The sequence below is a fragment of the Xanthomonas sp. NCPPB 3761 genome (assembly GCF_041475705.2).
Classification (GTDB): domain Bacteria; phylum Pseudomonadota; class Gammaproteobacteria; order Xanthomonadales; family Xanthomonadaceae; genus Xanthomonas; species Xanthomonas phaseoli.
This window is the reverse complement of the sequence record NZ_CM191262.1, coordinates 3,388,976-3,411,927: the sequence shown is the minus strand read 5'-3', so window position 1 is coordinate 3,411,927 and position 22,952 is coordinate 3,388,976. Positions and strand designations below refer to the sequence as shown.

The 22,952-nt window shown below is 65.2% G+C and carries 19 protein-coding genes and 1 other RNA gene; 13 read left to right on the top strand and 7 right to left on the bottom strand.

The window, feature by feature from the left end; genetic code table 11:
- Positions 1 to 8 precede the first annotated feature (8 nt).
- From mdtD to ACCQ00_RS14945, 5 genes are all read right to left on the bottom strand, one after another.
- Complete coding sequence (gene mdtD, locus ACCQ00_RS14965; RefSeq protein WP_039583691.1) at positions 9 to 1,430, bottom strand: multidrug transporter subunit MdtD; 1,422 nt, start codon at positions 1,428 to 1,430, stop codon at positions 9 to 11.
- Between the two features lie 359 nt (positions 1,431 to 1,789).
- Positions 1,790 to 2,854: a uroporphyrinogen decarboxylase gene (hemE, locus tag ACCQ00_RS14960; protein ID WP_017157843.1), complete on the bottom strand. Its 1,065-nt coding sequence runs from the start codon at positions 2,852 to 2,854 to the stop codon at positions 1,790 to 1,792.
- Between the two features lie 14 nt (positions 2,855 to 2,868).
- Positions 2,869 to 3,123, bottom strand: coding sequence for a WGR domain-containing protein (locus ACCQ00_RS14955; protein WP_005928169.1), 255 nt, complete (start codon positions 3,121 to 3,123; stop codon positions 2,869 to 2,871).
- 297 nt (positions 3,124 to 3,420) lie between these two features.
- Positions 3,421 to 4,533 (bottom strand): 3-dehydroquinate synthase, encoded by a 1,113-nt coding sequence (gene aroB / locus ACCQ00_RS14950; RefSeq protein ID WP_039572240.1) that lies wholly within the window; start codon positions 4,531 to 4,533, stop codon positions 3,421 to 3,423.
- Positions 4,530 to 5,072, bottom strand: coding sequence for a shikimate kinase (locus ACCQ00_RS14945; protein ID WP_017157841.1), 543 nt, complete (start codon positions 5,070 to 5,072; stop codon positions 4,530 to 4,532). Before ACCQ00_RS14945 ends, aroB begins: the two co-directional genes overlap by 4 nt.
- A 168-nt stretch (positions 5,073 to 5,240) precedes the next feature.
- On the opposite strand from ACCQ00_RS14945, the gene pdxH reads away from it, so the two are divergent.
- From pdxH to ACCQ00_RS14905, 8 genes are all read left to right on the top strand, one after another.
- The gene (gene pdxH, locus ACCQ00_RS14940; RefSeq protein ID WP_017157840.1) at positions 5,241 to 5,840 is read left to right on the top strand and encodes a pyridoxamine 5'-phosphate oxidase; all 600 of its coding nucleotides are present in this window, start codon (positions 5,241 to 5,243) and stop codon (positions 5,838 to 5,840) included.
- A 178-nt stretch (positions 5,841 to 6,018) separates the two neighbouring features.
- On the top strand, positions 6,019 to 6,435 hold the full coding sequence (locus tag ACCQ00_RS14935) for a YjfI family protein (RefSeq protein ID WP_007965635.1): 417 nt from the start codon (positions 6,019 to 6,021) through the stop codon (positions 6,433 to 6,435).
- A gap of 12 nt (positions 6,436 to 6,447) precedes the next feature.
- The gene (locus tag ACCQ00_RS14930; protein WP_017158982.1) at positions 6,448 to 7,221 is read left to right on the top strand and encodes a PspA/IM30 family protein; all 774 of its coding nucleotides are present in this window, start codon (positions 6,448 to 6,450) and stop codon (positions 7,219 to 7,221) included.
- 25 nt (positions 7,222 to 7,246) lie between these two features.
- Positions 7,247 to 8,329, top strand: coding sequence for a potassium channel family protein (locus ACCQ00_RS14925; RefSeq protein ID WP_372353969.1), 1,083 nt, complete (start codon positions 7,247 to 7,249; stop codon positions 8,327 to 8,329).
- A complete protein-coding gene (locus ACCQ00_RS14920) occupies positions 8,326 to 9,003 on the top strand; it encodes a YjfK family protein (protein WP_039572232.1) in 678 nt (225 codons plus the stop codon). The genes ACCQ00_RS14925 and ACCQ00_RS14920 overlap by 4 nt, the downstream gene beginning before the upstream one ends.
- A gap of 37 nt (positions 9,004 to 9,040) precedes the next feature.
- The gene (locus ACCQ00_RS14915; RefSeq protein ID WP_017157835.1) at positions 9,041 to 9,445 is read left to right on the top strand and encodes a DUF350 domain-containing protein; all 405 of its coding nucleotides are present in this window, start codon (positions 9,041 to 9,043) and stop codon (positions 9,443 to 9,445) included.
- Between the two features lie 12 nt (positions 9,446 to 9,457).
- Positions 9,458 to 10,030, top strand: a complete 573-nt coding sequence (locus ACCQ00_RS14910; RefSeq protein ID WP_008573065.1) for a DUF1190 domain-containing protein — start codon at positions 9,458 to 9,460, stop codon at positions 10,028 to 10,030.
- Between the two features lies 1 nt (position 10,031).
- Positions 10,032 to 11,198, top strand: coding sequence for a glutathionylspermidine synthase family protein (locus ACCQ00_RS14905; protein WP_039572229.1), 1,167 nt, complete (start codon positions 10,032 to 10,034; stop codon positions 11,196 to 11,198).
- 553 nt (positions 11,199 to 11,751) lie between these two features.
- Here ACCQ00_RS14905 and ACCQ00_RS14900 read toward each other — a convergent pair.
- Positions 11,752 to 13,125, bottom strand: a complete 1,374-nt coding sequence (locus ACCQ00_RS14900) for an MFS transporter (protein WP_039572228.1) — start codon at positions 13,123 to 13,125, stop codon at positions 11,752 to 11,754.
- 99 nt (positions 13,126 to 13,224) lie between these two features.
- Here ACCQ00_RS14900 and soxR point away from each other — a divergent pair, with 99 nt between their 5' ends.
- From soxR to ACCQ00_RS14885, 3 genes are all read left to right on the top strand, one after another.
- A complete protein-coding gene (gene soxR, locus ACCQ00_RS14895) occupies positions 13,225 to 13,671 on the top strand; it encodes a redox-sensitive transcriptional activator SoxR (protein WP_017157831.1) in 447 nt (148 codons plus the stop codon).
- 218 nt (positions 13,672 to 13,889) lie between these two features.
- On the top strand, positions 13,890 to 15,899 hold the full coding sequence (locus ACCQ00_RS14890) for a M1 family metallopeptidase (RefSeq protein ID WP_039572227.1): 2,010 nt from the start codon (positions 13,890 to 13,892) through the stop codon (positions 15,897 to 15,899).
- 956 nt (positions 15,900 to 16,855) lie between these two features.
- Positions 16,856 to 17,653, top strand: a complete 798-nt coding sequence (locus ACCQ00_RS14885) for a YopJ family acetyltransferase (protein WP_033481275.1) — start codon at positions 16,856 to 16,858, stop codon at positions 17,651 to 17,653.
- An 88-nt stretch (positions 17,654 to 17,741) separates the two neighbouring features.
- On the opposite strand, the gene ACCQ00_RS14880 is transcribed toward ACCQ00_RS14885, so the two are convergent.
- A non-coding RNA gene (locus ACCQ00_RS14880) (sX9 sRNA) lies at positions 17,742 to 17,817 on the bottom strand.
- Positions 17,818 to 18,711: 894 nt separating this feature from the next.
- On the opposite strand from ACCQ00_RS14880, the gene ACCQ00_RS14875 reads away from it, so the two are divergent.
- Both ACCQ00_RS14875 and ACCQ00_RS14870 read left to right on the top strand, forming a co-directional pair.
- Positions 18,712 to 21,870 (top strand): TonB-dependent receptor, encoded by a 3,159-nt coding sequence (locus ACCQ00_RS14875; protein WP_039572319.1) that lies wholly within the window; start codon positions 18,712 to 18,714, stop codon positions 21,868 to 21,870.
- 321 nt (positions 21,871 to 22,191) lie between these two features.
- Entirely contained in the window at positions 22,192 to 22,950 is a 759-nt protein-coding gene (locus ACCQ00_RS14870; protein WP_033481278.1) for a SapC family protein, read from the top strand.
- The last annotated feature ends 2 nt before the right edge of the window (positions 22,951 to 22,952 follow it).

Sequence of the window (22,952 nt, the reverse complement as noted above, 5' to 3'; positions counted from 1 at the left end):
CGCAGCACCTACTCGGCAACCGCTTCCACTTCCTTGGGGTGCGGCCGCGTCTCGGCCAGCTGCCAGAAGATCAACGTCGACGACAAGGTGATGCCGCCCACGCACAGGAAGGTGGCATGCAAGGCGGCGGTAGCCCCATGCGTATCGCCCAGATGCGTATTGAATGCAGCCAACAGACTGCCCGCTGCCGCAGCGCCGAAACCGGTGGCCAGCATCATCACCATCGACAGCAGACTGTTGCCGGGGCTGGCCTGGTCGCGGTCCAGATCGCGCAGGGTCACGGTGTTCATGACCGTAAATTGCAGTGAATTGACCGCTCCAAAGCAGGCCAGTTGCACCAGGCGCAGCCACAGCGGCTGGCCGATATCGATCAGCGCAAAGCTGGCCATGGCCACGCCCACCAACACGGTGTTGAGCATCAGCACACGCCGATAGCCGAAGCGTCCCACCAGCTTGACCGCCGCGCGTTTGGCGGCCATGCCCGCCAGCGCCACCGGCACCATCATCAGCCCGGCATTCATCGGGCTCATGCCCAGGCCCACCTGCAACAGCAACGGAATCAAGAACGGCATCGAGCCGCTGCCCACGCGTGCGAACAGGTTGCCCAGAATGCCGATGCGGTAGCTCGCTACTTTGAACAGCGCCAGGGGAAACAGCGCGTTGGGGGTGTTGCCCGCATGCAGCCAGTAGCCGGCCAGTGCAGCCAGTCCGCCGATGGCCAGCAACATCACGAACGCATGGCGCAGGCCGAGTTCCGAGATGCCATCCAGCGCCAGCGACAAGGCCACCATGCCGAACGCCAGCATCAGGTAGCCGACCAGGTCGAAGCGCTTGCGTGCATCGCCATAGTGGTCGGGCATGATCTTCAGCGCGGCAATAAACCCGAGTACCCCGATCGGCAGGTTGATCAGGAACACCCAGTGCCACGAGGCGACTTCGACCAGCCAGCCGCCCAGGGTCGGGCCGATCAGCGGGCCGATCAAGGCAGGAATCGCGATGAAGCTCATCGCGCGCAGGAAGTCTGCGCGCGCTACCGTCTTGAGCACCGCCAGTCGCCCGACCGGCAGCAGCATCGCGCCGCCGATGCCTTGCACCACGCGTGCGGCCACCAATTGCGGCAGGTGCTGCGCGGCTGCGCACAGCAGCGAGCCCAAGGTGAACACGATGATCGCGGCGAGGAAGGTGCGCCGGGTCCCGAAGCGGTCCGCGATCCAGCCGGAGGCGGGGATGAACATCGCCACCGCCAGCGCATAACTGAAGACCACCGACTGCATCTGCAGCGGGCTTTCGCGCAGGCTGCGCGCCATCGACGGCAACGCCGTGTTGACGATGGTCGCATCCAGCATCTGCATGAAGATCGCCAGCGACACCAGCCACAGCAGCGGCTTGATGCTGGCGTAGGCGCGCAAGGCGGGGACGGGCTGAGACATGGGGGCTTGGCCGGGGGAACGCTGCATTATCGCTTCCCTGCTGTGCACGGCGCGGAACGCTGTGTGCGACGCCCTGCATGCGTGTGTTGCCGGCGAGCGCTGTGATGAAGCCGGGCCCGCCGCGCGCGCTCAACGAGGTCGCGTTATCGCACTGGCTGCTTGGGCGCAGGTGTGAAGCGCGCGACGCGCTTCATGGCCCAGCGCCTCCAGCACCGGTAATCCGGCAGGCGAAGTGAATCTGCAGATCCGGCGGATCGATTCAGTAGCGCAGGACAGGACGCAGCAATGCCAAGGTGCGCACAGGCACAGGCGCGAGCACAGGCCGGGTCTGTGTAACCCGGCTCGCTCGACGCGGCGGCTTAGCGCTTGCTCAGGCTCTGCACCGCGTCCACCAACACGCCCACATGCTCTGGATTCATATCCGGCGACATGCCATGGCCGAGGTTGAAGACGTGGCCTTCGCGTGAGCCACCGTTGCCTTGCGCGTAGCTGTCCAGGGTCTTGGCGACCTCGCTCCGGATCGCTTCGGGCGAGCCGTACAGGGTGGCCGGGTCGAGATTGCCCTGCAGGGCTACGCGGCCGCCCGCCCGTTGGGCGGCGTCAGCCAGCGAGATGGTCCAGTCCACGCCCACGGCTTCGGCGCCGCTGGCGGCGAGATCCGCCACGTAGGCGCCGTTGCCCTTGCCGAACAGCACCAGCGGGGTGCGCTCGGCCCCGGTGCCGCGTTCCAGTTCACGCGCGATGCGGGTGAGGTAGGGCAGCGAGAATTCGCGGTACATCGCCGGCGAGAGCACACCGCCCCAGGTATCGAACACTTGCAGCGCCTGTGCGCCTGCAGCGCGTTGTGCCGCCAGGTAGGCGATCACCGCGTCGGTGACGGTGCCAAGCAGGTGATGCAGCAGCTCTGGCGCATTGAAGGCCATGGCCTTGATGCGCGCGTATTCCTTGCTGCCGCCGCCTTCGATCATGTAGCAGGCCAGCGTCCACGGGCTGCCGGAGAAGCCGATCAAGGGCACGGAACCATCCAGTTCGCGGCGAATCACCCGCACCGCATCCATCACGTAGCGCAGCTCGGTCTCCATGTCCGGCACGCCCAGGCGGTGGATTGCCGCGGCATCGCGCACCGGGTGGCGGAACTTGGGGCCTTCGCCTTCGACGAAATACAGCTCCAGGCCCATCGCATCGGGAATGGTCAGGATGTCGGAGAACAGGATGGCGGCATCCAGCGGAAAGCGCTGCAGCGGCTGCAGGGTCACTTCGCAGGCGATGTCCGGATTCTTGGCCATGCCGAGGAAGCTGCCGGCGCGTGCGCGGGTAGCGCGGTATTCCGGCAAATAGCGGCCGGCCTGGCGCATCAACCACACAGGGGTGCGGTCCACGGGCTGACGGTTGAGCGCGCGCAGCAGGCGATCGTTCTTGAGCATGGGAAAGTGTGTCCTCAGCGCGGCGCGTCGTCGGCGCCGCCGGTGATGAGTTGGAAACCGCGTTTGAGTTGGGTGTCGCGCGCCTTGTCGAAGGCGCGGTCCGCTTCATCCTGTTGCAGGTACTGGTCACGTCGCAGCTGCGTGCGTCCGCCGATCTCGCCGGTTTCGCGCAGCAATTCCCAGCCACCGAACAGATCCGGTTGCAGGGTCAGCTGGACGTAGCGGAGCGGCGCGTTACCGCCGGGATCGTGTTGTAGAAGGATGCGCATGCGGCCGATTGTAGCCGGGCGCTGCTGAAGGCTGAGAGCAGTGGCGCGTCCGGGTGTTCTGGTTGCGAAGGGAGCCTCGTTGGGCATCCACGCTTGCCGGTGCGCTTCCGAGCGAGTTTTCGACCGCTGGAGCAGACGGTGGCAGGCAGTGCGTAGGAGCGCACCTGGGCGCGATAGGGATTTATCGGGAAGGCCCCATCGCGTCCGGGGCGCTCCCACAAAATAGTGAGCGTCGTGGCGATCGACGGCAGCTGGGTGCGGGCGTCCAGCGTGCCGTGCCTTATCGGCCGGGTGGCCTTATCCCGCCAGGATCTCCAGCACCGCGGCCTCTTCCACATCCGGAACCACCTCGGCCTTGCCGATACCGCGCCACAACACCAGGCGCAGGCGGCCGGCGATGTTCTTCTTGTCCAGGCGCATGCGTGCGAGCAGGGCCTGAGGGGCCAGGCCGGGCGGGATCTCGGTGGGCAGGTCGAAGTCGTGCAGCAGCGCGCGCAAGGCCTCGGTGTCCTGTGGATCGCTCATTCCCAGCGCGGCCGACAGGCGCGCCGCCAGCACCATGCCCACTGCCACGGCCTCGCCATGGTTGAGGTTGTCGTTGCCGGGCGCGCCGTAGCCTTGCTCGGTTTCGATCGCGTGACCGAAGGTGTGGCCCAGGTTGAGCAGCGCGCGCTCGCCTTTTTCCAGCGGGTCGCGCGCCACGATCTCGGCCTTGTGCTCGCAGCTGCGGGCAATGGCCTGCGCCAATGCCGCCGGGTCGCTGTCCAGCAATGCGTGACGCTCGGCATGCAGCCACTGGAAGAACAGCGGGTCGCGGATGGCGCCGTACTTGATCACCTCGGCCAGGCCGGCGCGCAGTTCGCGTGGGGGCAGGGTGCGCAAGGTGTCGAGGTCGGCGATCACCGCGCGCGGCGGATGGAAGGCGCCGACCAGGTTCTTGCCCTGCGGGATGTCCACCGCGGTCTTGCCGCCGACCGACGAATCCACCATCGCCAGCAGGCTGGTAGGAAGCTGCACGCAGTCCACGCCGCGCATCCAGCATGCCGCCGCAAAGCCGGCCAGGTCGCCGACCACGCCGCCGCCCAGTGCGAACACGCAGGCGTCGCGGGTGGCACCGAGTTCGGCCAGTGCGGTGATCGCAGAGCCAAAGGTCTCCAGGGTTTTGGAGGCTTCGCCGGCGGCAATGACCAATTCGCCGACCTGCAGGTCCGGCCGCGCGTTCAACAAGGCGGCGCGTACGCCGGCCGCGTAATGCGGAGCCACCTGCGAGTCGCTGAGCAGCAGCGCGTGGCGGCCGCGCACGTGGCTGGCCAGGCGCGCACCGTCGGCCAGCAGGCCCGGGGCGATGGTGATGGTGTAAGGCTGCGCGCCGTCGACATCGACGCTGCGCGAGGAACGGGGAAGTGTCATGCGGGGTTACTCGACATGCGCCATTGCGCGGCCAGGCGCAGCACCAGCTGCGCGGTGGCCTCGGCGGGGGAAAGATGATCGGTTTCCAGGCTGAGATCGGCGACCTGGCGGTAGAGCGGCGTGCGGTGCTCCGCCATCGCGTGCAGCACCTGCTCGCGGTCGGCGCGTTGCAGCAGCGGGCGATTGCGGTCGCGCGCCAGCCGCGTCAGCTGCGCCGGCACGCTGACATGCAGGTACACCACGAACCCACGCGCGCAGATGCGCTCGCGGTTGCGTGGATCCAGCACCGCGCCGCCGCCGGTGGAGATCAGTTTGTTGTCCTGTTCCAGCAGCGCCTGCAGGGTCTCGGTCTCGTGCTGTCGAAACCTGGCTTCGCCATGCTGCTCGAAGATGGCCGGGATGCTGCTGCCCACCTGTTCGACGATGGCCTGGTCCACATCGACGAATTCCAGCCCGAAGCGCTCGGCCAGGCGGCGGCCGATGCAGCTTTTTCCGGCGCCCATCGGGCCGACCATCACGAGATTGGGTGCGGGGTTCATGCGCAGGGATCGTAGCATTCACGCAATCGGGCCGGGCCGATGGCACGGTGCACTGGCTGTCTCCAGCCACACCAAGCCCGCGCCGTTTCGGCAATTCGATCGCGGTGCATAGGCGAAGCGCGGGCGATGCGCCCACAATAGGCGTCCATCTGGCTGCCACGCACCGTCATGACCGATCTGTACGCAGAAGCCCTTGCCACCTTCGCCGCGCTGTATGCCGAGGCGCAGAACAGCGCCGAACCCGAAGCCAGCGCTATGACCGTGGCCACCGCCAACGTGGATGGCCGGCCGAGCGCGCGCACCGTGTTGCTCAAGGCCTTCGATGCGCGCGGGTTCGTGTTCTACACCCATCTGGACAGCGCAAAGGGCCGCGACCTGCAGACCCACCCGCAGGCGGCGCTGCTATTCCTGTGGCGCAGCCTGCGCGAAGCCGGCATCCAGGTGCGCATCGAAGGCGGCGTGCAGCTGGTGAGCGCAGACGAATCCGATGCCTACTTCGCCTCGCGACCGCGCATGAGCCAGATCGGCGCATGGGCCTCGCGGCAGTCGCAGACGCTGGGTTCGCGCGAAGAGTTCGATGCGGCCATTGCCAAGGTCGAAGCGACGTTCGAAGGGCGCCAGGTGCCGCGCCCGGATGGTTGGGGCGGATTCCGGGTGGTGCCGCAGGCGTTCGAGTTCTGGTACGGCGCCAAGTTCCGCCTGCACGAGCGCTGGCGCTACGAGGCCGACGCGGCCAGCCATTGGAGCAAGCGGATGCTGTATCCGTGAGGCAGCTGGCCGGCGTGGGCGACAAGCCAGCTGAACGGGCGGTTTGCGCGCCTGCCGCGCGCCTGACCGGCTGACTTTCGGCCCTTTCTGCCGGTCATGGGCAGTCTGTAGTATGTCCGGTCGCTGCAGGACATTCGCTGCATCACCACCACGGCATGACCAAAGGACAGGACATCGTATGACGCAGTACACCACCGTCGAATTGCACGGCCTGCTGGCCGAGCGCTACCGTGGCCAGCCAATCCAGGTCGAACTGATCGACGGCCTGGAGCCGGCCATCAATCTCACCCTGGCCGACCACGGCGACATGCAGATCCAGGTTGCCGCTTCCGGCTCGCAGGTTTTCGTGTCCACGCTGCTGGCCCATGCCGAGCACGTCAACGACCGTGCCGCCTTCAACGACGCCTGCCTGCGCCTGAATCCGCTCAACCCCTTGTCCAACCTGGGCCTGGTCCAGGTCGACGGCAAGGACCGTTACGTGGTGTTTGGCGAGCTGTCGGCCTCTTCGACGCTCGACCAGATCGACGAAGAAATCCAGACCCTGGCGGCCAATACGTTGGATGCCGCCGAATCTCTCAAGCCGTTCTTTTCCTAAAGGCGTGTTGTCATGAGTATCTTTTCCAAGCTGATCACGCTGCTGCGTGGTACCGCACACGAAACCGGCCAGAAGGCCGTCGACGCCAATGCGCTGCGCATCCTGGACCAGGAAATGCGCGATGCCGGCGCCCAGCTCACGCGCTCGCGCGAAGAGCTCACCAAGCTGATGGCGCAGAGCAAGCTGGCCCAGCAGAAGATCGACGCACGCGCCGGCAAGATGGCCGAATACACGCGCTACATCGAAGGCGCGCTGGCCAAGAACGACGAAGCGCTGGCGCACGACGTGGCGGTCAAGCTGGCCGCGCTGGAAAGCGAGGATGCCGGCGACAAGGCCTCCAAGGCTGCGCTGGACCAGTCGGTGGTGACGCTCAAGGCCACCATCCAGAAGACCGAGAACCAGCTGCGTGGCATGCGCCAGCAGATCGATACGGTCAAGGCCACAGACGCGGTGCAGAAGGCGCAGGCCGCCATCGCCGCGCGCCATTCCGGTGCCAGCAGCAAGATGGGCTCGGCGCTGGAATCGCTGGAGCGCATCAAGGCGCGTCAGGCCGAAACCTCCGCGCGCATCGAATCGGCCGAAGAACTCGAAGCGTCCAGCGGCGATGGCGATCTCAATCGGCGCCTGGCTGCCGCTGGCCTGATGGAAGGCGAATCCAACGCCGCTGCGGTGCTGGCACGCTTCAAGAAGCCGGCCGCGCAGCTGGGTCACGAGAATGCCGGCGGCAGCGCGCCGCTGATCGGCCAGGTACGCGACGTGCAGCAGGTTCCGCGCAGCGACAGCTGATCCATCGCACGGCACAGGATGCGCCATGATCATCGTTGGACGGCTGTTGCAGGTATTGCGGCGCCACGTGCGCCGCGTCAGCTGGGGCACGGTGGCGCTGGCACTGCTGGCGCACATGGGGCTGAGCTGGTTGCTGCTGCTGTGGGCTGGCGAGCACAAGCTCGTCGGCCTGGACGCATTTCCGTACTACTACATGACCACGGCCACCACCATCGGCTACGGCGACCTGTCGCCGGGTTCGGTGGCCGGGCGCTATATCGCCGCGTTCGTGTTGATGCCGGGTGCGGTGGCGTTGTTCGCCACGGTGCTGGCCAAGACCAGCGGCGTGCTCATCACTTTCTGGAGGCGCCACCACATGGGCAAGATGGCCTATGCAGACCTGCGCGGGCACACCATTCTGATCGGCTGGCAGGGCGCGGTCTCCACGCGCCTGCTGGAATTGCTGCTGTCAGACACCGCCACCGATGACGAAGGCGTGGTGCTGATCGCCGAGGGCGTGGCGGAAAATCCGATGCCCGACCACATGCGCTTCATTGCTGCCGAGTCGTACACGCATACCGAGGTGTACCTGCGGGCCGGCATTGCCGGCGCGGCGCGGGTGATCGTCAACCCGCCCTCCGACGACCAGACCCTGGCGGCGGTGTTCGCGTTGATGGCGCATGCGCCGGCCGCGCATATCGTGGCGCACTTCGATTCGGCCAGCGCGGCGCGCTTGGTCAACTGCCATTACCCCGCCATCGAGTGCACGCGTCCGATGATGGCCGAGATCCTGGCACGTGCGGCGCAGGATCCGGGCAGCGCGGCGATCACCGCCGAGTTGCTGTCGGTCGACGATGGCCCCACCCAGTTCAGTCTTGCAGTGCCTGCGAATGTGCAACCGCTGGAATACAGCCGGCTTGCGGCCGATTTCGGTCAGCGCGGCGCATTGCTGCTGGGCCTGCGTGCGCCCGATGGCGCGTTGCGCTTGAACCCGCCAGCACGTACCGCTGTCGCCGCCGGTGCCATGCTGTATTACCTGGCCGAGCAGCGCGTGCCGGCGCACGCCATCGCCTGGCAGGCCATGCGCAGCGAGGCAGCTCCCATTTCCCCATCGCCACAAGGTGCATGACGATGAGTTTTTTCAGCAAGTTGTTCGGTCAACCGCAACCGCCGCCGCTACCCGCTTCCGGAAGTGGCGCGATCGGTCACACGCTGCCCCTGGGGCTGCGTGTCGGTGGCCAGGTGGAGATCGACACCACCCTGTACCGCATGGCGCCGGAGGCCATGACCGCCGAGTTGCCGGGCGGGCACCAGGGCATTCCCTGCTACGGTCACGTCAATCTGGGCGATGGCTATGCGCTGCATCGCTTTTACCTGGACGACGATGCGTTCCTGCAGGTCACCACCGTGGGCGGCGATCTGGAAGCGATGAAGGCCTTCGTGTATTGCGAGACGGTGAACCCGCCCAGCAAGCAGGCGTTTCAGGAGTTCGTGATGCAGCACCCGCACCTGGGCGCGGCGCAGATCGAGTACGCCGGCAAACAATGGCAGCGCGCCACCCAGTCCACCGATGACGCGTCGCGGATTCCGCCGATCGCCTACGACGAGGTGTTGTACCGCTACCAGCCGCCACGCCGCGATGGCGATTTGACCCATTACGCCATGCTCTACAGCCGCGATGTGCCGGAGCTGCAGCGCGAAGAATTCCTGCTGGTGACCGGCGAGGATTCCGGCCCCAACGAATTCTGCGTCACCTATGCGGTCGGTATCGATGTCACCGTTGCCGACCTGGATATCACCTGAGCGCGCACGCGCGTCTTCCACCCACCTTGGTCCTGTCATGAATCCGATCAGCCTGCAGAGTTTTCTCGCGTTTCTTTCCTATTTCGGTACCGGCCTGGGTGTGTTGGTCGTCTCGGTGGTGCTGGTGACCCTGGTCACCCCGCACAAGGATTTCACCTTGCTGCGGCAAGGCAATGTGGCGGCGGCCACTGCGCTGGCCGGCAACCTGATCGGCGTGGCGCTGCCGCTGCATTCGGCCATCACCCATTCGGTGAGCCTGATCGATGCCCTGATCTGGGGCCTGGTGGCCTGCGGCATCCAGGTGGTGGCCTATCTGCTGGCCAATCTGGTGGCTGGGCGCATCTCGCGGCAGATCACCGACAACATCACCGCCGCCGGTATTTTTTCGGCCGGCGTGTCGATCGCGGTGGGGCTGATCAATGCCGCCGCGATCACGCCGTAACGGAGCGCAGGCATGAAGCGATCACGCAATCTCAAACTCACCTTGATGGCTGCGCTGCCGGCCGCCTTCGTCACCGGCTGCGGCTCGGAGCCGGAGACCGGCGTGGTGCTGCAGTCGGCGTCGGACTGTTACCAGATCAAGCAGGAACAGTCCGATATCCAGCAATGCCTCAAGGCCTACGACGAGGCGGTGGCCAAGCATCAGCAGGCCGCGCCGCGCTTCACCACGCGCTACGAGTGCGATGAACAGTTCGGCAGCTGCACGGCGATCACCAACCCGCAGGGGCAGCAGAGCTGGATCCCGCCGATGGGCGGGTTTCTGTTGGGGTATGCGCTGGGCAACATGAGCGGCGGCGGGTATCGCTATGGCGGCTCGATTCCGCTGTACCGCGACTACCGCAGCGGCGGTTACTACAAGCCCAATGGCGATCTGGCCAGCAACCGCATCGGCACCGTGCGTGGGCGCAGCGGCGCCATCGACATGCCCACGCGCGCCATCACCGTGTCGCGTTCGGGCTTCGGTTCCAGCGCGGCGGCGCGCAGTTCGTTCGGCAGCGGCGGGCGCAGCTCGGGCTTCGGCGGCTGACATGCAACGCATCCTGACCCCCGAACGCGCGGACTGGCGCACGCAGGCCGAATCGCTGGGCTTCCACTTCCACACCATCGACGGCGAGCCGTATTGGGACGAAAGCGCCTACTACGCGTTTTCGCTGCGTCAGATCGAAGACGACATCGAAGCGCCCACGCAAGAGCTGCACGACATGGCGATGCAGCTGGTGGACGAGGTGGTGAACTCGGAAGCGCTGCTGACCCGGCTGGCCATCCCGCCGTTCTACTGGGACTGGATCGCCAACTCCTGGAAAGAACGCGACCCGCATCTGTATGGCCGCATGGACCTGGCATATTCGGGCGATGGCCCGGCCAAGTTGTACGAACTCAATTACGACACGCCGACATCGCTCTACGAATCGGCGTATTTCCAATGGCTGTGGCTGGAACAGCAGATCGCCAGCGGTGCGCTGCCCAAGGGCGCCGATCAGTACAACCTGATCCAGGACCTGCTGTGCGAAACCCTGGGTGCGTTGGCGGTGGATGGCGCGATCGGCGCGCAGATGCATTTTGCGGCAGTGAGCGATTCGCTGGAAGATCGCGCCACGGTGCGCTACCTGCGCGACTGTGCGCATCAGGTGGGCATCAGCACCGAGGAAGTGGCCATCGAAGATATCGGCCTGAGTGCCGAAGGCTGGTTCACCGACGAACAGGATCGGGTGATCCACACGCTGTTCAAGCTCTATCCGCTGGAATTCATGATGGAAGAGCGCTTCGGGCCGGCATTGATTGCCGACCGGGTGCGCCTGATCGAGCCGGCATGGAAATCGGTGTTGAGCAACAAGGGCATCCTGCCGTTGCTGTGGGACCGCCATCAGGGGCACCCGAATCTGCTGCCTGCCCGCTTTGCGCAAGCCGGCGAGGCACCAACCGCAGGCTGGGTACGCAAGCCGCTGCTCTCGCGCGAGGGCGCCAACATCGCGCTGGTGACGGCGCAAGGCGAGGCCGCGCACACCGATGGCCCGTACGTGGACGACCCGGCGATTTTGCAGGCGCATCACCCGCTGCCGGTGTTCGACGGGCGCCATGCATTGGTGGGCAGCTGGGTCGTCGCCGATCGCCCTGCCGGCCTTGGCATGCGCGACGACGATGGCCCGATCACCCGCGACACCTCGCGCTTCGTGCCGCACGTCATCACTGATTGAGGTGTAGCGAGGAGTGCATCGCCATTGCGAGGTGGCGGTGCCGCCGCTCGGCGCCTGGCGTCCTTTGCGGCACAGCTGCAGGCGGGTGGGGGAGCGATGCCCAGCTGGTGCCGGCGGCGACAATGGCAGTACGCTGGCCTCGCGTGTCGCGCATGACATATGCGCCAGCGCCGCGCAAGGCCCCAGTCGCATGCAAGGCGACGCATCTTTTCCACACCCCCTGTGGATGGAAGTTTCACAAGGCTGTGGACAAGTGCGCGCAGGCCCCGGCCTGCAATGCTGTCAAGATGGGTGGCGAAAAAATGACCACCCGTTTGCGGAGAACTTTTTTCGTGTGTGGGTCCATGCGATCCCGGCAGAATCGGCAAAGTGGTCGCGCTGGCATCGCCGTGGTACCAGGCCGGCATCGAGCGACGCCTCGACATGTGGTGAACCTGGCGATCACGTCGGTAGTTCCGACCAGCTGAGCCTTAGACCTCATTCGCGTGCTGTCATCGACCGGCCACGTTGCCCGGCAATCGCGGTGCGGCCTCACGTCGCTGCCGCGGACGCATCACACCCGTCGCGCTACAAAAAAGCTCGCCACCGCCAGCAACCACGCCAACGCGAACACGCTCAGGTAGGCGGCACGCGTGGCCGATGTCAGCAGCGCAGCGAACAAGGCGCCCGCGAGCGCCAGCATGGCCGCCACCGCGATGGCTTCGCTCAGTTGCAAGGCAGAGCTGTTGGCGCCTTGCTGCGCCGGTGGCGAGAGCGACAGCAGCACCACCGACAGGCTGGGATACAGCAGGCCCATGCCCAGGCCGGTCAGCGCCCACCCGGCAATGGCCCACGGCACGGGAATCGCCGGCCACACCGCACCCGCGCTGATCGCAATGCCCAACGTCATCAATAGCGCGCCGCTCTTGAGCAGGCGGGGGCGCGACCAACCGGCGCGGCTGTGGCCCTGGTACCACGAACCACCAAACCAGCCCAATGCACCCACGCTCAGTGCCACGCCGGCCAGCAGCGGCGAAAGTCCGCGTTCGCGCGACAGCAGCAGCGGCAAAAACGCCTCAAAGCCAAAGAAGGCGGCCGCCGCAATGCCGCGCAGCGCGATCACGCTCGGCAACCCGCGCGCCAGCCGCAGCGTGCCAGCCGGCAGCAGGCGCCACGTACAATACGCGGTGAGCAACAAGGCCGGCAGCATGGCGCCCGGCGCCAGCCTGCCGTGCAGTTGCCCGCCCAGATACACGCCAAGCACGCCCACCGCCGCGCCGATCGCCCACCCCATCGAGGCGGTGGGTGCGTCGGAACTGCCGCGTGTCCAGCTCTGTCCGCGCAGCGCCGGCCACAGCATCGAACCAGCCGGAATCGCCAGGAGCGGCACCGACAAAAATACCCAGCGCCAGCCCAGCTGCTGCACGATCAATCCGCTGATGCCCGGGCCGATCAACGACGGCACCACCCAGCCGGCCGAAAACGCGGCAAACACGCGCGGACGCAAGACCTCCGGATACAGCCGCCCCACGATGACGTACAAGGCCACCGAATAGGCGCCAGCCCCCAAGCCCTGCAGCAAGCGACCGGCGATCAACATCGGCATGCTCGGTGCCAGGCCGGCGACCAGCAGGCCGACCACAAAGCACAGCAAGCCGGCCGCCAATGCACCGCCAGGGCCGGCGCGGTCGCTCCAGCGCCCGGCCGCCGTCATTCCGATCACGCTGGTGGCCAGCATGCCGCCGAATGCCAACGCGTACAGCGGCAGGCCGTTCAACTCGCGCGCCACCGTCGGCATGGCGGCGGCAACCGCCAACGACTCGAACGCGTTGAGCGACACCAGCGCCACCATGCCCAGCGTCGCCGCGCGGTAGGGCGCGGCCAGGATGGAGATGGGCTGCGTTTGGGTGGACAGCGCTGCGGCAGTGATCGGTCTTTCGGTCGGCATCGAACATCCAGGAACGAAACGTGTGTAGAGGCGTGACCGGTACTTGCACCGGTGAAGGCCGCGCAGCATCCTGCCTCAACCTAGGTTGAGGTTAAGGCAATGCAACGTGAGTTGTCCGTGGGCGAGGTCGCCAAGCGCAGTGGTGTTGCGGTGTCGGCGCTGCACTTCTACGAGCGCAAAGGGTTGATCAGCAGCCTGCGCACCGCCGGCAACCAGCGTCGTTATGCGCGCGATGTGCTGCGGCGCATCGCGGTGATTCGCGTGGCGCAGCGACTGGGCGTGCCGCTGCAGCAGGTGCTCGATGCCTTCTCGGTGTTGCCGGATCAACGCACGCCCACGCGTGCGGAGTGGGCGCGCATGTCGGCGCGTTGGCGGGGCCAGCTGGACGCGCGCATCGACGAACTACAGGCCTTGCGCGATCAGCTCACCGATTGCATCGGCTGCGGCTGCCTGTCGCTGCGCCGCTGCCGCCTGAGCAATCCGGACGATGCCCTCGGCCACGGTGGCGAGGGGGCGTTGCGGTTGGGTGGTCTGATGGCGGAGTAAGTCGGCCTGGCCAGCCGTTCCGTCGCACCGCGCTGTGCAGGGGCAGGGCCGGCGGAGCGCGGGCGATCTGCGCGTGCGGTGCGTGGCCGGCGCTCCACCAGGGCAGCTAGTGGCGGCCACCTCCGAAACCTCAGGCAGCCGCAACCGGGACCAATGGCATTGCCGCGCGCGACACTCTGCGTCGTAGGATGGGAATCCCCTCCGCCGCAGGATTTCGCATGACCCCCGCCGTGCGCCGATCACTCACCGTTGCATTGTCGCTGGCCTGCGTCACTGCGCCGGCGCTTGCCGCAGCCGCGCCCGCCAGCGCCGCCACGGCCGCCACGCCTGCTCCGGCCAGCGTGTTCGATCCGCTGGCCTTGTTCGCGCCCCTGCAATTGCCCGACGCTCCCAATGCCTATCGCAGCGGCAGCGGCGTACCTGGCCCGGCGTTCTGGCAAAACCGCGCCGACTACGACCTCAGCGCCAGCATCGACCCGGCAACGCACTCCCTCAGCGGCGAGGCCGCCATCACCTACACCAACCACAGCCCCGACACGCTGGACGTGCTGTGGCTGCAACTGGACCAGAACATCTACCGCGCCGACGCGCGCTCTGCCGCCAGCCGGCCGCTCAGGCGCAAGGAGTTCACCGATGGCATGCAGATAGCCAGCGTCGAGATCGATCAAGGCGGGCGCCGCCAGTCAGCGCACTTCATCGTCGACGACACCCGCATGCGGGTGGATCTGCCGCAACCGCTGGCCGGGCAGGGCAAGGCGCTCACCGTGCATATTCGCTATCGCTACACGATCCCCGGCACCTGGGGCGGGCGCACCGCAGTGAGTGCCAGCAAGCAAGGCGAGATCTACGAGATTGCGCAGTGGTACCCGCGCATGGCGGTGTACGACGATCTGCGTGGCTGGGACACGCAACCGTACCTGGGATCGGAGTTCTACCTGGAGTACGGCAATTTCGACTACGCAGTGACCGTGCCGGAGGGCTTTCTGGTCGCCGGCTCCGGTGCGCTGACCAATCCGCAGGACGTACTCAGTCGCACCGAACAGCAACGCCTGGAGCAAGCCCGCAGCAGCGACCGCACCGTGTTGATCCGCACGCCTGCCGAGGTAACCGCACGTGCGGCCAAGCCGGCGGGCAAGGGCGCGCAGACCTGGCGCTTCCACATGGACCACACCCGCGATGTCGCATTTGCCGCATCGCCGGCGTTCGTCTGGGACGCGGCGCGCATCAATTTGCCGGGCGGCAAGCACGCGCTTGCGATGTCGGTGTACCCGGTGGAAGGTGTGGGCGCAGACAAGTGGAACCGCTCGACCGAATACGTCAAAGGCGCCATCGAGCATTTTTCGCAGTGGTATCCGTACCCATGGCCAGCCGCGATCAACCTGGGCGGCTATGGAGCCGGCATGGAATATCCGGGCATCGTCTTCGATGGTTTCGAAGACGGCGGCAAGGACCTGTTCTGGATCACCGCGCACGAAATCGGCCACACCTGGTTCCCGATGATCGTCGGCTCCAACGAGCGCCGGCATGCGTTCATGGATGAAGGTTTCAATACCTTCATCGACGTGTATGCATCGGATGCGTTCAACAGGGGCGAATACGCGCCCAAGCGCGATTCGGAATACGCGCCCAAAGGCGGCAACCCGGTCGACGAAATCCTGCCGCTGCTGGCCGACACCCGTGCGCCGACGTTGATGGACAACGCCGATTCCACCAGCGAGACCTATCGCCATCCGCTGACCTACTTCAAGGGCGCACTGGGCCTGGTGCTGCTGCGCGAGCAGATCCTGGGTCCGGCGCGTTTCGATCCTGCGTTTCGCAAATACATCGCCACCTGGGCCTACAAGCATCCCACGCCGTCGGACTTTTTCCGGCTGATGGAAAGCGAAAGCGGGGAGGACCTGTCCTGGTGGTGGCGCGGCTGGTATCTCAACAATTGGCAGCTGGACATGGGCATCGCCGACGCGCATTACGTCGACCACGACCCGGCCAAGGGGGTGCAAGTCACATTGCGCAGCCGGCAGAAGCTGGTGATGCCGGCGACCCTGCGTGTGGATCTGGCCGATGGCAGCCACCTGGACCGGCGCGTGCCGGTGGAAACCTGGCTACAGACCGCCACGCCCACGCTGACCCTGCCGACCACCCAGAAAGTGCTGCACGTCACCCTGGACCCGGACCATGTGCTGCCAGATGCCGACCGCAGCGACGCGCGCGTGGACGTGATCGGCTAAGCATCGCGCCAGGCGTGGGCGCCGACGTGGCCGCAGCGCGATCGCGTCGGTCGCTGCGTGCAGCAACCGCCGACGAAAACGGAAAACAAGCGCCTGCGCTGATCACCGGGCGAGCGCAGCAGCTGCCCGGCATCGATCGGCAACACGCAGACGCCACGGTTCCTGTGCGGTGTCGAGTGGTCACCCGACGACGACTGACTGCGTATGTCAGCTGCCCAAAGCCGCGCAATCGATTGCGAAGAGGGTCGGCAGGGATTCGTGTAAAAAAAAAACAGCCAAAAGTGAGCTAACCCGCTGTCAGCAAAGGGCATTTACACGAATCCCTGCCGACGCTCAGCATGGTCACACACTGAACTGCTATCTGGCGCGGTATTGAGTAGCCATGTCGGCCGCTACGTCTTTCCGATAGCAAAGGGGGCGCGTAACCGCCGCCACGGCTATATGCGCTCCTGCCGCCACAGCTGCTTCCATCACGCGCTGTGTTATAGCGGCAAGGACAGTTGCCTGGATACGAGCTGATGGATACGCGAATCAGCGCCGTCTTGACGCCCTGCCGAACCTCAACTTCCGCGGCAATGCCTTCGTCGTCCCAGCCAGGACTTCGGTGAGGCCAAGCGAATCGGAGAACTACTCACCAAACTTGCGTTCTACAGTCACTGCAGGAGATCACCATGGGACTATGCAATTCAAAGAGCGTGGCAGGCTCGGTTGCAGGCTCGCCTATAGCGACTTTACCTGAGCATTATCCAAATAGCGCCACAGCGCAGACCACCTCTTCTAGGCCTTCGTCTCCCGAGGCGTCCATGTCACCCAGCCTGCATGACTTGGCGGCACTCGGCTCTCCCCGAGCGAGGCGGGCCCGCTCGGGGACATCCGCCGGTCCCTCCGGCACCGGCATCCTTGCAGGGCAAGTGTCCTCTCCTTATTCGTCGTCCGGACCTACGCTCGCGGCTCAATTGCAGGACTTCATTGACGCGCTGGAGCACGCCGAGCGTCAAGGAAAACAATATCCGGCGGCCGAACTCGATCAGAAGTTCCAGCCACAGGTGGTGGCGGCCCAGAATCTCATCCAGCCCAATCTCGAGGTGAAGGTCTTCGATGCGTCGGCATCCGAGCCAAATGCCTTGCGGCAAGCTATTGTCGATACCAGGCGGGGTCAGCGGTGGCGCGCCGTCGTTAACGTGGAGCGAATCCATGGAAAGGGAGCGCCAAGCCATGGCATCGCGGTGGACGTGTCGGGAGGTCGTGGCAAGGTGTCCGTCTTGGCGGTCGACAGCGTATGGGGATGCACCGACACGCTGTCCGTCATGACCGCCGCGTTGAAGGGCGTGAAGAACGCGACGCTCACCATCCTCAACACGGGCACGCAGAAGGATGTCATCAACTGCAAGACCTTCGCCCTGGCGAATGCGAAGGCGATGGCGGCGAACGATGACTTGATTGTGGATCTCCACAAGAAGAATCTTAAAGGGAAGATCGTCGGGACCAGCGATACCATCAATAACGTGGACGTCACGATCGCGCGCGGCTCCGATGTGCTCGATGCGAGCTTCTTCCAGCATACGACGTCGAAGGATGTCTTCGACAATCTTCCCGGGCATATCCGGGAACCACTGGAGGAGAGCTTCGTCCAGAACTTCCGGGAGATCGAGGCGGGAGGCAAGCGCAGGGCGTACAACGCCTCCATCCAGCAAGAGAGGCTGAAGTACCTGCGGGATGCGCTGCTTTTCGCCGACTCCGAGTACCGGAGCTAAGCGCTCCAGGAGCCCGCGAGGTGCCCCTGAGATAATTGAGGGTCGGCAGGATTCGTGCAAACATCTTTTTACTTACAGTATTTAGAGTGGCTAACAAAACATAGCAAGCGGCCGTGAGTGGACGCGGACGGCGCGCTCAGAACCGCAGCGTACGAGTGGTGCATGCCGATCCGAGCACCGGCCGCGCCCGACTGGCGGCTGCGGAGTAGTTTTGCTAGCTGTTCGTAGCTAACTTTTGGCTTTTTTTACACGAATCCCTGCCGACCCTCGCGAAGCGTGCACCTTCTTCTTCGCGCAATGCTCGTTGCTGCGCCGATACACAGGCGGCGTGCAATCGGCAGGCGCAGGCAGCGCTGCCGCGTCCGGTGCAGCGCCGACTTCGACACGCAATCCAGCCGCGCGGCGCGGGCCGTGACCCGAGGTTTGCGCAATCGCCGCATCCGACCCCATTGCGACACGTTCATTATGCAAATTTCACCGTTCGACCCGACGGTTTTTGCGTAATGCCGTGATAACGCTTACAGCCCCGCCAGCATTGAAAACTGCATGCGGGCTCAAGCGACTGCGGTATCGGCTGTAACAGTGCATAGCCATCACTATGCTGCAACGCACGGTGACAAGCGCTTTATGCCCTGACTAGGCTGCGCGGCATGTTAGCGCTATCACTGGCCGGCATGCCGTGCAAAGGACCTGCAACAAACGCAGCAGTGGCGAGCAGCGCCGTCGCTGCGGCGGGACGTGCATGCACACCGCAGGTCGACGGTCGAAGGGGCGATCGGCAGCCTGCGTGCTAGGGGACAGATCGAGGGCAACTGAAGCAGCGTCAAGCGGTTGTTGTGTGGTGCGTGCGGCGCGGTGAAGGGACGGAGATGCCGGCAGAGCATGTCGATCCAGACGCCGGCTGCGCCCCGCACGACACATGCATGGCGTTGGATTGGTGGCTCCAGCAGTTGCAGCAGCGTTGGCCACGGCCTGTCGGGCAGTGGCCGCGATTCCGCCGTATCGCATGCCGCGATATCGGCCGTTGGCGGTTGGACTCCACTCCCGAGGACACATCGATGCGTCGTACGTTGAACAGCTTCAAGTCGAAGGCCATGTTCACCTTCGTTGGCGGCTTGTTGGTCATCAATCCCGCCTTTGCGCAGGATGTCGCGTCGCCGCCTGCGCCGGCGCCGCAATCCAGCAGCGATTCGGCCACCACCCTGGATGCGGTCAACGTGACCGGTATCCGCAACAGCCTCAACCAATCGATGGGCATCAAGCGCGATGCCGCCGGCGTGGTGGATGCGATCAGCGCCGAAGACATCGGCAAGTTCCCGGACACCAACCTGGCCGAATCGCTCCAACGCATCACCGGTATTTCCATCGAACGCCGTGATGGCGAGGGCGCGCAGGTCACCGCACGCGGCTTCGGCCCGCAGTTCAACACCGTCACCCTCAACGGCCGTCTGATCCCCGGTGCCGATGCCTTCGGCGCGCCCGGCCAGACGCCGATCGGCGGCGTGGATGTCGGCACGCGCGCGTTCAATTTCGCCCAGCTCGCCTCCGAAGCCATCACCGGCATCGAGGTGTTCAAGACCAGCCGCGCGACCGCGCCCAGCGGCGGCATCGGTGCCACGATCAACATCCAGACCGACAAGCCGTTCAATCACGACGGCGTGGTGGCCAATGCCGGTGCCAAGATGGTGTCCGATCGCTCCGAGCCCTTCGGTGATTCGCTTACCCCGGAAGTGTCGGGCATCTTCAGCTATACCAACCCGGACAAGACCTTCGGCATCGGCCTGAGCGCCAGCTACCAGAAGCGCCATGGCGGTTCGGTCCAAGCCACAGAAAATACCTGGAACATCCAGCGTTGGACCGGTACCGACCCGGCGCTGCGCCCGGACGCGGTGGTGACCAATGCCCCGGCGATCGGCCAGTTGTACGGCATGCCCAACGATCTGCGCTATGCGTTCGCCGATTTCCAGCGCGAGCGCATGAATGGCCAGGCGGTGATGCAGTTCGCACCGACCGACAGCCTGACCCTGACCCTGGATTACACGTATTCGGCCAACGAGATTCGCGAAGAGCGCGGTGAGCAGGGTATCTGGCTGCAACGTGCCAACAGCTTTACCGATCTGACCTTCGATACCGGCCAGGCCGTGGCCACGCCGGTCTATCTGCGCGATGTGCCGAACGGGGCGAAGGACTTCGGCATGGAACAACAGCGCAACGAGCAGAAGTACACGCTCGGCTCGCTGGGTTTCAATGCCGATTGGCAGGTGAGCGACCGCTTCCAGTTGAGCTTCGATGCGCACAATTCCAAGACGCAAAGCCTGCCCAACGACCCGACCACGGGCGGCAGCGCGACCTATTTCAGTTTTGCCGGCACCAACAACTGCACCAATGGGCCGTACTGCGGCGGCCAATGGGGGCAGGAACTGTGGTTCAACAATTCCTTGCCGATCGGCGCACGCACCTGGTATCCCACTGCGGCCGATTCGCTGGCAAACACCAATGGCGTGGTCAATCCCGCCTTCACGCCCGCCGAGCTCGGCTCGCAGGTGCTGCGCATCTTCTATCAGAAGCAGGTGACCGAAACCAAGGAAGGACGCCTGGACGGAAAGTTCGACTTCGACGACGGGCGCTTCCAGTTTGGCGTGAGTTCGACCAACACCACCATGCAACGCCGAGTCAGCGAGACCAACTCGCCGCTGGGCGATTGGGGCGTGGCCAATGCGGGCAACGAGCCGGGAATGGTCGCATTGCTGCAGCCGGTGAGCATCACCGGCATGTTCAAGGACTTCAACCCCACCGGCGCGGCGTCCAGTGCATGGCGCGGCGATGCCGATCAGCTGGCGCTGTGGGGCGGAAGCCAGTACGGCGCAACCACGCGTTACAACCCGCAATACACCGCAGACAACCGGGTCGAAGAAAAGACCCGCGCGGCCTACGTGCAGTTGGAAATTGCCGGTGCCATCGCCGGAATGACCACCAATACGCGGCTGGGTCTGCGCTACGAGCGCACCGACGTGGAGTCCACCTCGCAGGTGGCCACGCCCACCGCGCTGCTGTGGCTGTCCAACAACGACTTCCAGCTGATCCGCTCCACCGACCAACAGCCTTTCAGCGAGAAGACCAGCTACAACTACATCCTCCCCAACATGGACTTCAGCATCGATTTCACCGATGCGCTGAAAGGCCGTGCCTCGTTCGGCCAGACCATCGCGCGCGCGCCGTACAACAATCTCATCGCCGGTCCCACGCCCAACACTCCCAATGGCTCGATCCTGATCAATCCGTCCAACCGCGCCGGTGGCGATTCGCAGACGCCCACGCTCGATCCGTTGGAATCGGACAACCTCGATCTGGCACTGGAGTGGTATTTCGCCGACGCCAGCTACGTCTCAGCCACGTTCTGGAACAAGCGCGTGAGCAATTTCATCGGCAATACCGTCACGCGTGAATCGCTGTACGGACTGACCGACCCCACCTCGGGGCCGGATGCCCAGGCCGCGCTGGCGTTCCTGCAAAGCGGGGCCTGCGCCGCTCAGGTGGGCGCGGCCGGCAACGATGTCGCGGGCGCGTGTTCGGCCAACGACACCTCGCTGTTTGCGGCCATGGCGCTGCTGCGCAATGCTGCTGCCACCGGCGGGCTGAGCGCCTACAACGGCAGTTCGGCGCAGAGCCTTGCGCTGGAGAATGCCTACGATATCGCCGGCAATGCCTCCGACCCGCTGTATCAGTTCGATGTGTCACGGCCGATCAACCAGAACAAGGCCAACATCCATGGCTGGGAACTCGGCGGCCAGTACTTCTTCGGCAGCACCGGTTTCGGCATCTACGCCAACTACACCATCGTGGAAGGGGATGTGGCGTTCGATAACACGGTCATCGATCGCGATCAGTTTGCGTTGCTCGGTCTGAGCGACACCGCCAACGTCATGCTGATGTACGAGAAGTATGGCTGGAGCGCACGCCTGGCCTGGAACTGGCGTGACGAATACCTGATCGCTGCCAACCAGGACAATGCCAACCGTAACCCGTACTACGTCGAGCCGTATCAGCAGTTCGACCTCAGCGTCAGCTACGCATTCAACAAGCAGCTGTCGGTGGGCTTCGAGGCGATCAACCTGACCGGTGAGGACGTACGTTGGCACGGCCGCTCGGAGAAACAGATCATCCGCCTGATCGACCAGCAGCCGCGTTACACGCTGGGCGTGCGGTACGCGTTCTGAACCATCACGCGCTGTTCTAGCCGTAATGCTGCGGCCGCCATCGTGCGATGGCGGCCGCAACCGGTTATAGCGCCGTTGCTCGCGTGCAGTCCGCAGCCGGGTATTGCCGCAGCGCCCGCGCCGTCGGGGTATGGGCAGTCGGCCTTGCAGTGCGTGTGTCACTTGCTGGCTTTCGCAGTGACGCAGCATGTTGCTGCCCTGCGGCTTGCCGGCGCACGCTTTTTTGGCAATGCTCAGCATCGATATGCGCGCGGGGAATGCGTGCGACCGGATTCCTTCATGACTGCAGTCCTCCGCGACGGACGGCTGCTGGAGTTTCAGATGACGCGATACGCAGTGCTCAACAACGTGGCGCATCACGACCTGCGCGTGATCCTGCGCTTTGGTGCGGAATTCGGCGATGCGGTGGGCGTGGTGCCGGCCTTCGTCACCGAATATGCCGAGCTGCAACGCGAGTACCCGCTGTTCTTCCGCAAGGATCCGGCCGGAAGTGGTTACCAGCCGGTGGCGCTGCTGGGCTTCGCACAGGATGAAAACCTGTTTCTGCAGGACGGGCGCTGGAATGCCAGCTACCTGCCGGGCATCGTTGCCAAGGGACCGTTCCTGATCGGTTTCCAGGAGCAACACGTCGACGGGGCCTTGGTGCAGGAGCCGGTGATCCATGTCGACCTGGAACATCCGCGCATCAGCCGCAGCGAGGGCGAGGCGGTGTTCCTGCCGCAAGGCGGCCACAGCCCGTATCTGGAACACATCATCGGCGTGTTGCGCGGCATCCGCGATGGCCTGGACGCGGGGCAAGCGATGGCGGCCGCCTTCGACGCGCTCGGCCTGATCCAGCCGGTGCGGCTGGACGTTGCGCTGGATGCCAGCCATGCCACGCAGTTGCAGGGCTTGTTCGCCATCGACCGCGAGCGGCTTGCCGCCCTGGATGCGCAAGCGCTGCAGCAGTTGCATCAGGCCGGCTATCTGGAAGGCGCCTTCCTGATGCTGGCATCGCTGCACAATGTGCGCCGGCTGATGGCCGAGAAACAGCGCCGTCTGCAGCAGTCGCACAGCGACCCCGTTGCCGCGTACGCCTGAGC

What these genes read in the sequence shown, in the direction of transcription:
- ACCQ00_RS14955 (WP_005928169.1), bottom strand. Translation starts at nt 3,123, where the DNA reads ATGCGCATCCTTCTACAACACGATCCCGGCGGTAACGCGCCGCTCCGC.
- hemE (WP_017157843.1), bottom strand. Translation starts at nt 2,854, where the DNA reads ATGCTCAAGAACGATCGCCTGCTGCGCGCGCTCAACCGTCAGCCCGTG.
- ACCQ00_RS14945 (WP_017157841.1), bottom strand. Translation starts at nt 5,072, where the DNA reads ATGAACCCCGCACCCAATCTCGTGATGGTCGGCCCGATGGGCGCCGGA.
- ACCQ00_RS14890 (WP_039572227.1), top strand. Translation starts at nt 13,890, where the DNA reads ATGACCCCCGCCGTGCGCCGATCACTCACCGTTGCATTGTCGCTGGCC.
- ACCQ00_RS14875 (WP_039572319.1), top strand. Translation starts at nt 18,712, where the DNA reads ATGCGTCGTACGTTGAACAGCTTCAAGTCGAAGGCCATGTTCACCTTC.
- ACCQ00_RS14925 (WP_372353969.1), top strand. Translation starts at nt 7,247, where the DNA reads ATGATCATCGTTGGACGGCTGTTGCAGGTATTGCGGCGCCACGTGCGC.
- ACCQ00_RS14920 (WP_039572232.1), top strand. Translation starts at nt 8,326, where the DNA reads ATGACGATGAGTTTTTTCAGCAAGTTGTTCGGTCAACCGCAACCGCCG.
- pdxH (WP_017157840.1), top strand. Translation starts at nt 5,241, where the DNA reads ATGACCGATCTGTACGCAGAAGCCCTTGCCACCTTCGCCGCGCTGTAT.
- ACCQ00_RS14930 (WP_017158982.1), top strand. Translation starts at nt 6,448, where the DNA reads ATGAGTATCTTTTCCAAGCTGATCACGCTGCTGCGTGGTACCGCACAC.
- ACCQ00_RS14935 (WP_007965635.1), top strand. Translation starts at nt 6,019, where the DNA reads ATGACGCAGTACACCACCGTCGAATTGCACGGCCTGCTGGCCGAGCGC.
- ACCQ00_RS14900 (WP_039572228.1), bottom strand. Translation starts at nt 13,125, where the DNA reads ATGCCGACCGAAAGACCGATCACTGCCGCAGCGCTGTCCACCCAAACG.
- ACCQ00_RS14915 (WP_017157835.1), top strand. Translation starts at nt 9,041, where the DNA reads ATGAATCCGATCAGCCTGCAGAGTTTTCTCGCGTTTCTTTCCTATTTC.
- soxR (WP_017157831.1), top strand. Translation starts at nt 13,225, where the DNA reads ATGCAACGTGAGTTGTCCGTGGGCGAGGTCGCCAAGCGCAGTGGTGTT.
- ACCQ00_RS14870 (WP_033481278.1), top strand. Translation starts at nt 22,192, where the DNA reads ATGACGCGATACGCAGTGCTCAACAACGTGGCGCATCACGACCTGCGC.
- ACCQ00_RS14905 (WP_039572229.1), top strand. Translation starts at nt 10,032, where the DNA reads ATGCAACGCATCCTGACCCCCGAACGCGCGGACTGGCGCACGCAGGCC.
- ACCQ00_RS14910 (WP_008573065.1), top strand. Translation starts at nt 9,458, where the DNA reads ATGAAGCGATCACGCAATCTCAAACTCACCTTGATGGCTGCGCTGCCG.
- mdtD (WP_039583691.1), bottom strand. Translation starts at nt 1,430, where the DNA reads ATGTCTCAGCCCGTCCCCGCCTTGCGCGCCTACGCCAGCATCAAGCCG.
- aroB (WP_039572240.1), bottom strand. Translation starts at nt 4,533, where the DNA reads ATGACACTTCCCCGTTCCTCGCGCAGCGTCGATGTCGACGGCGCGCAG.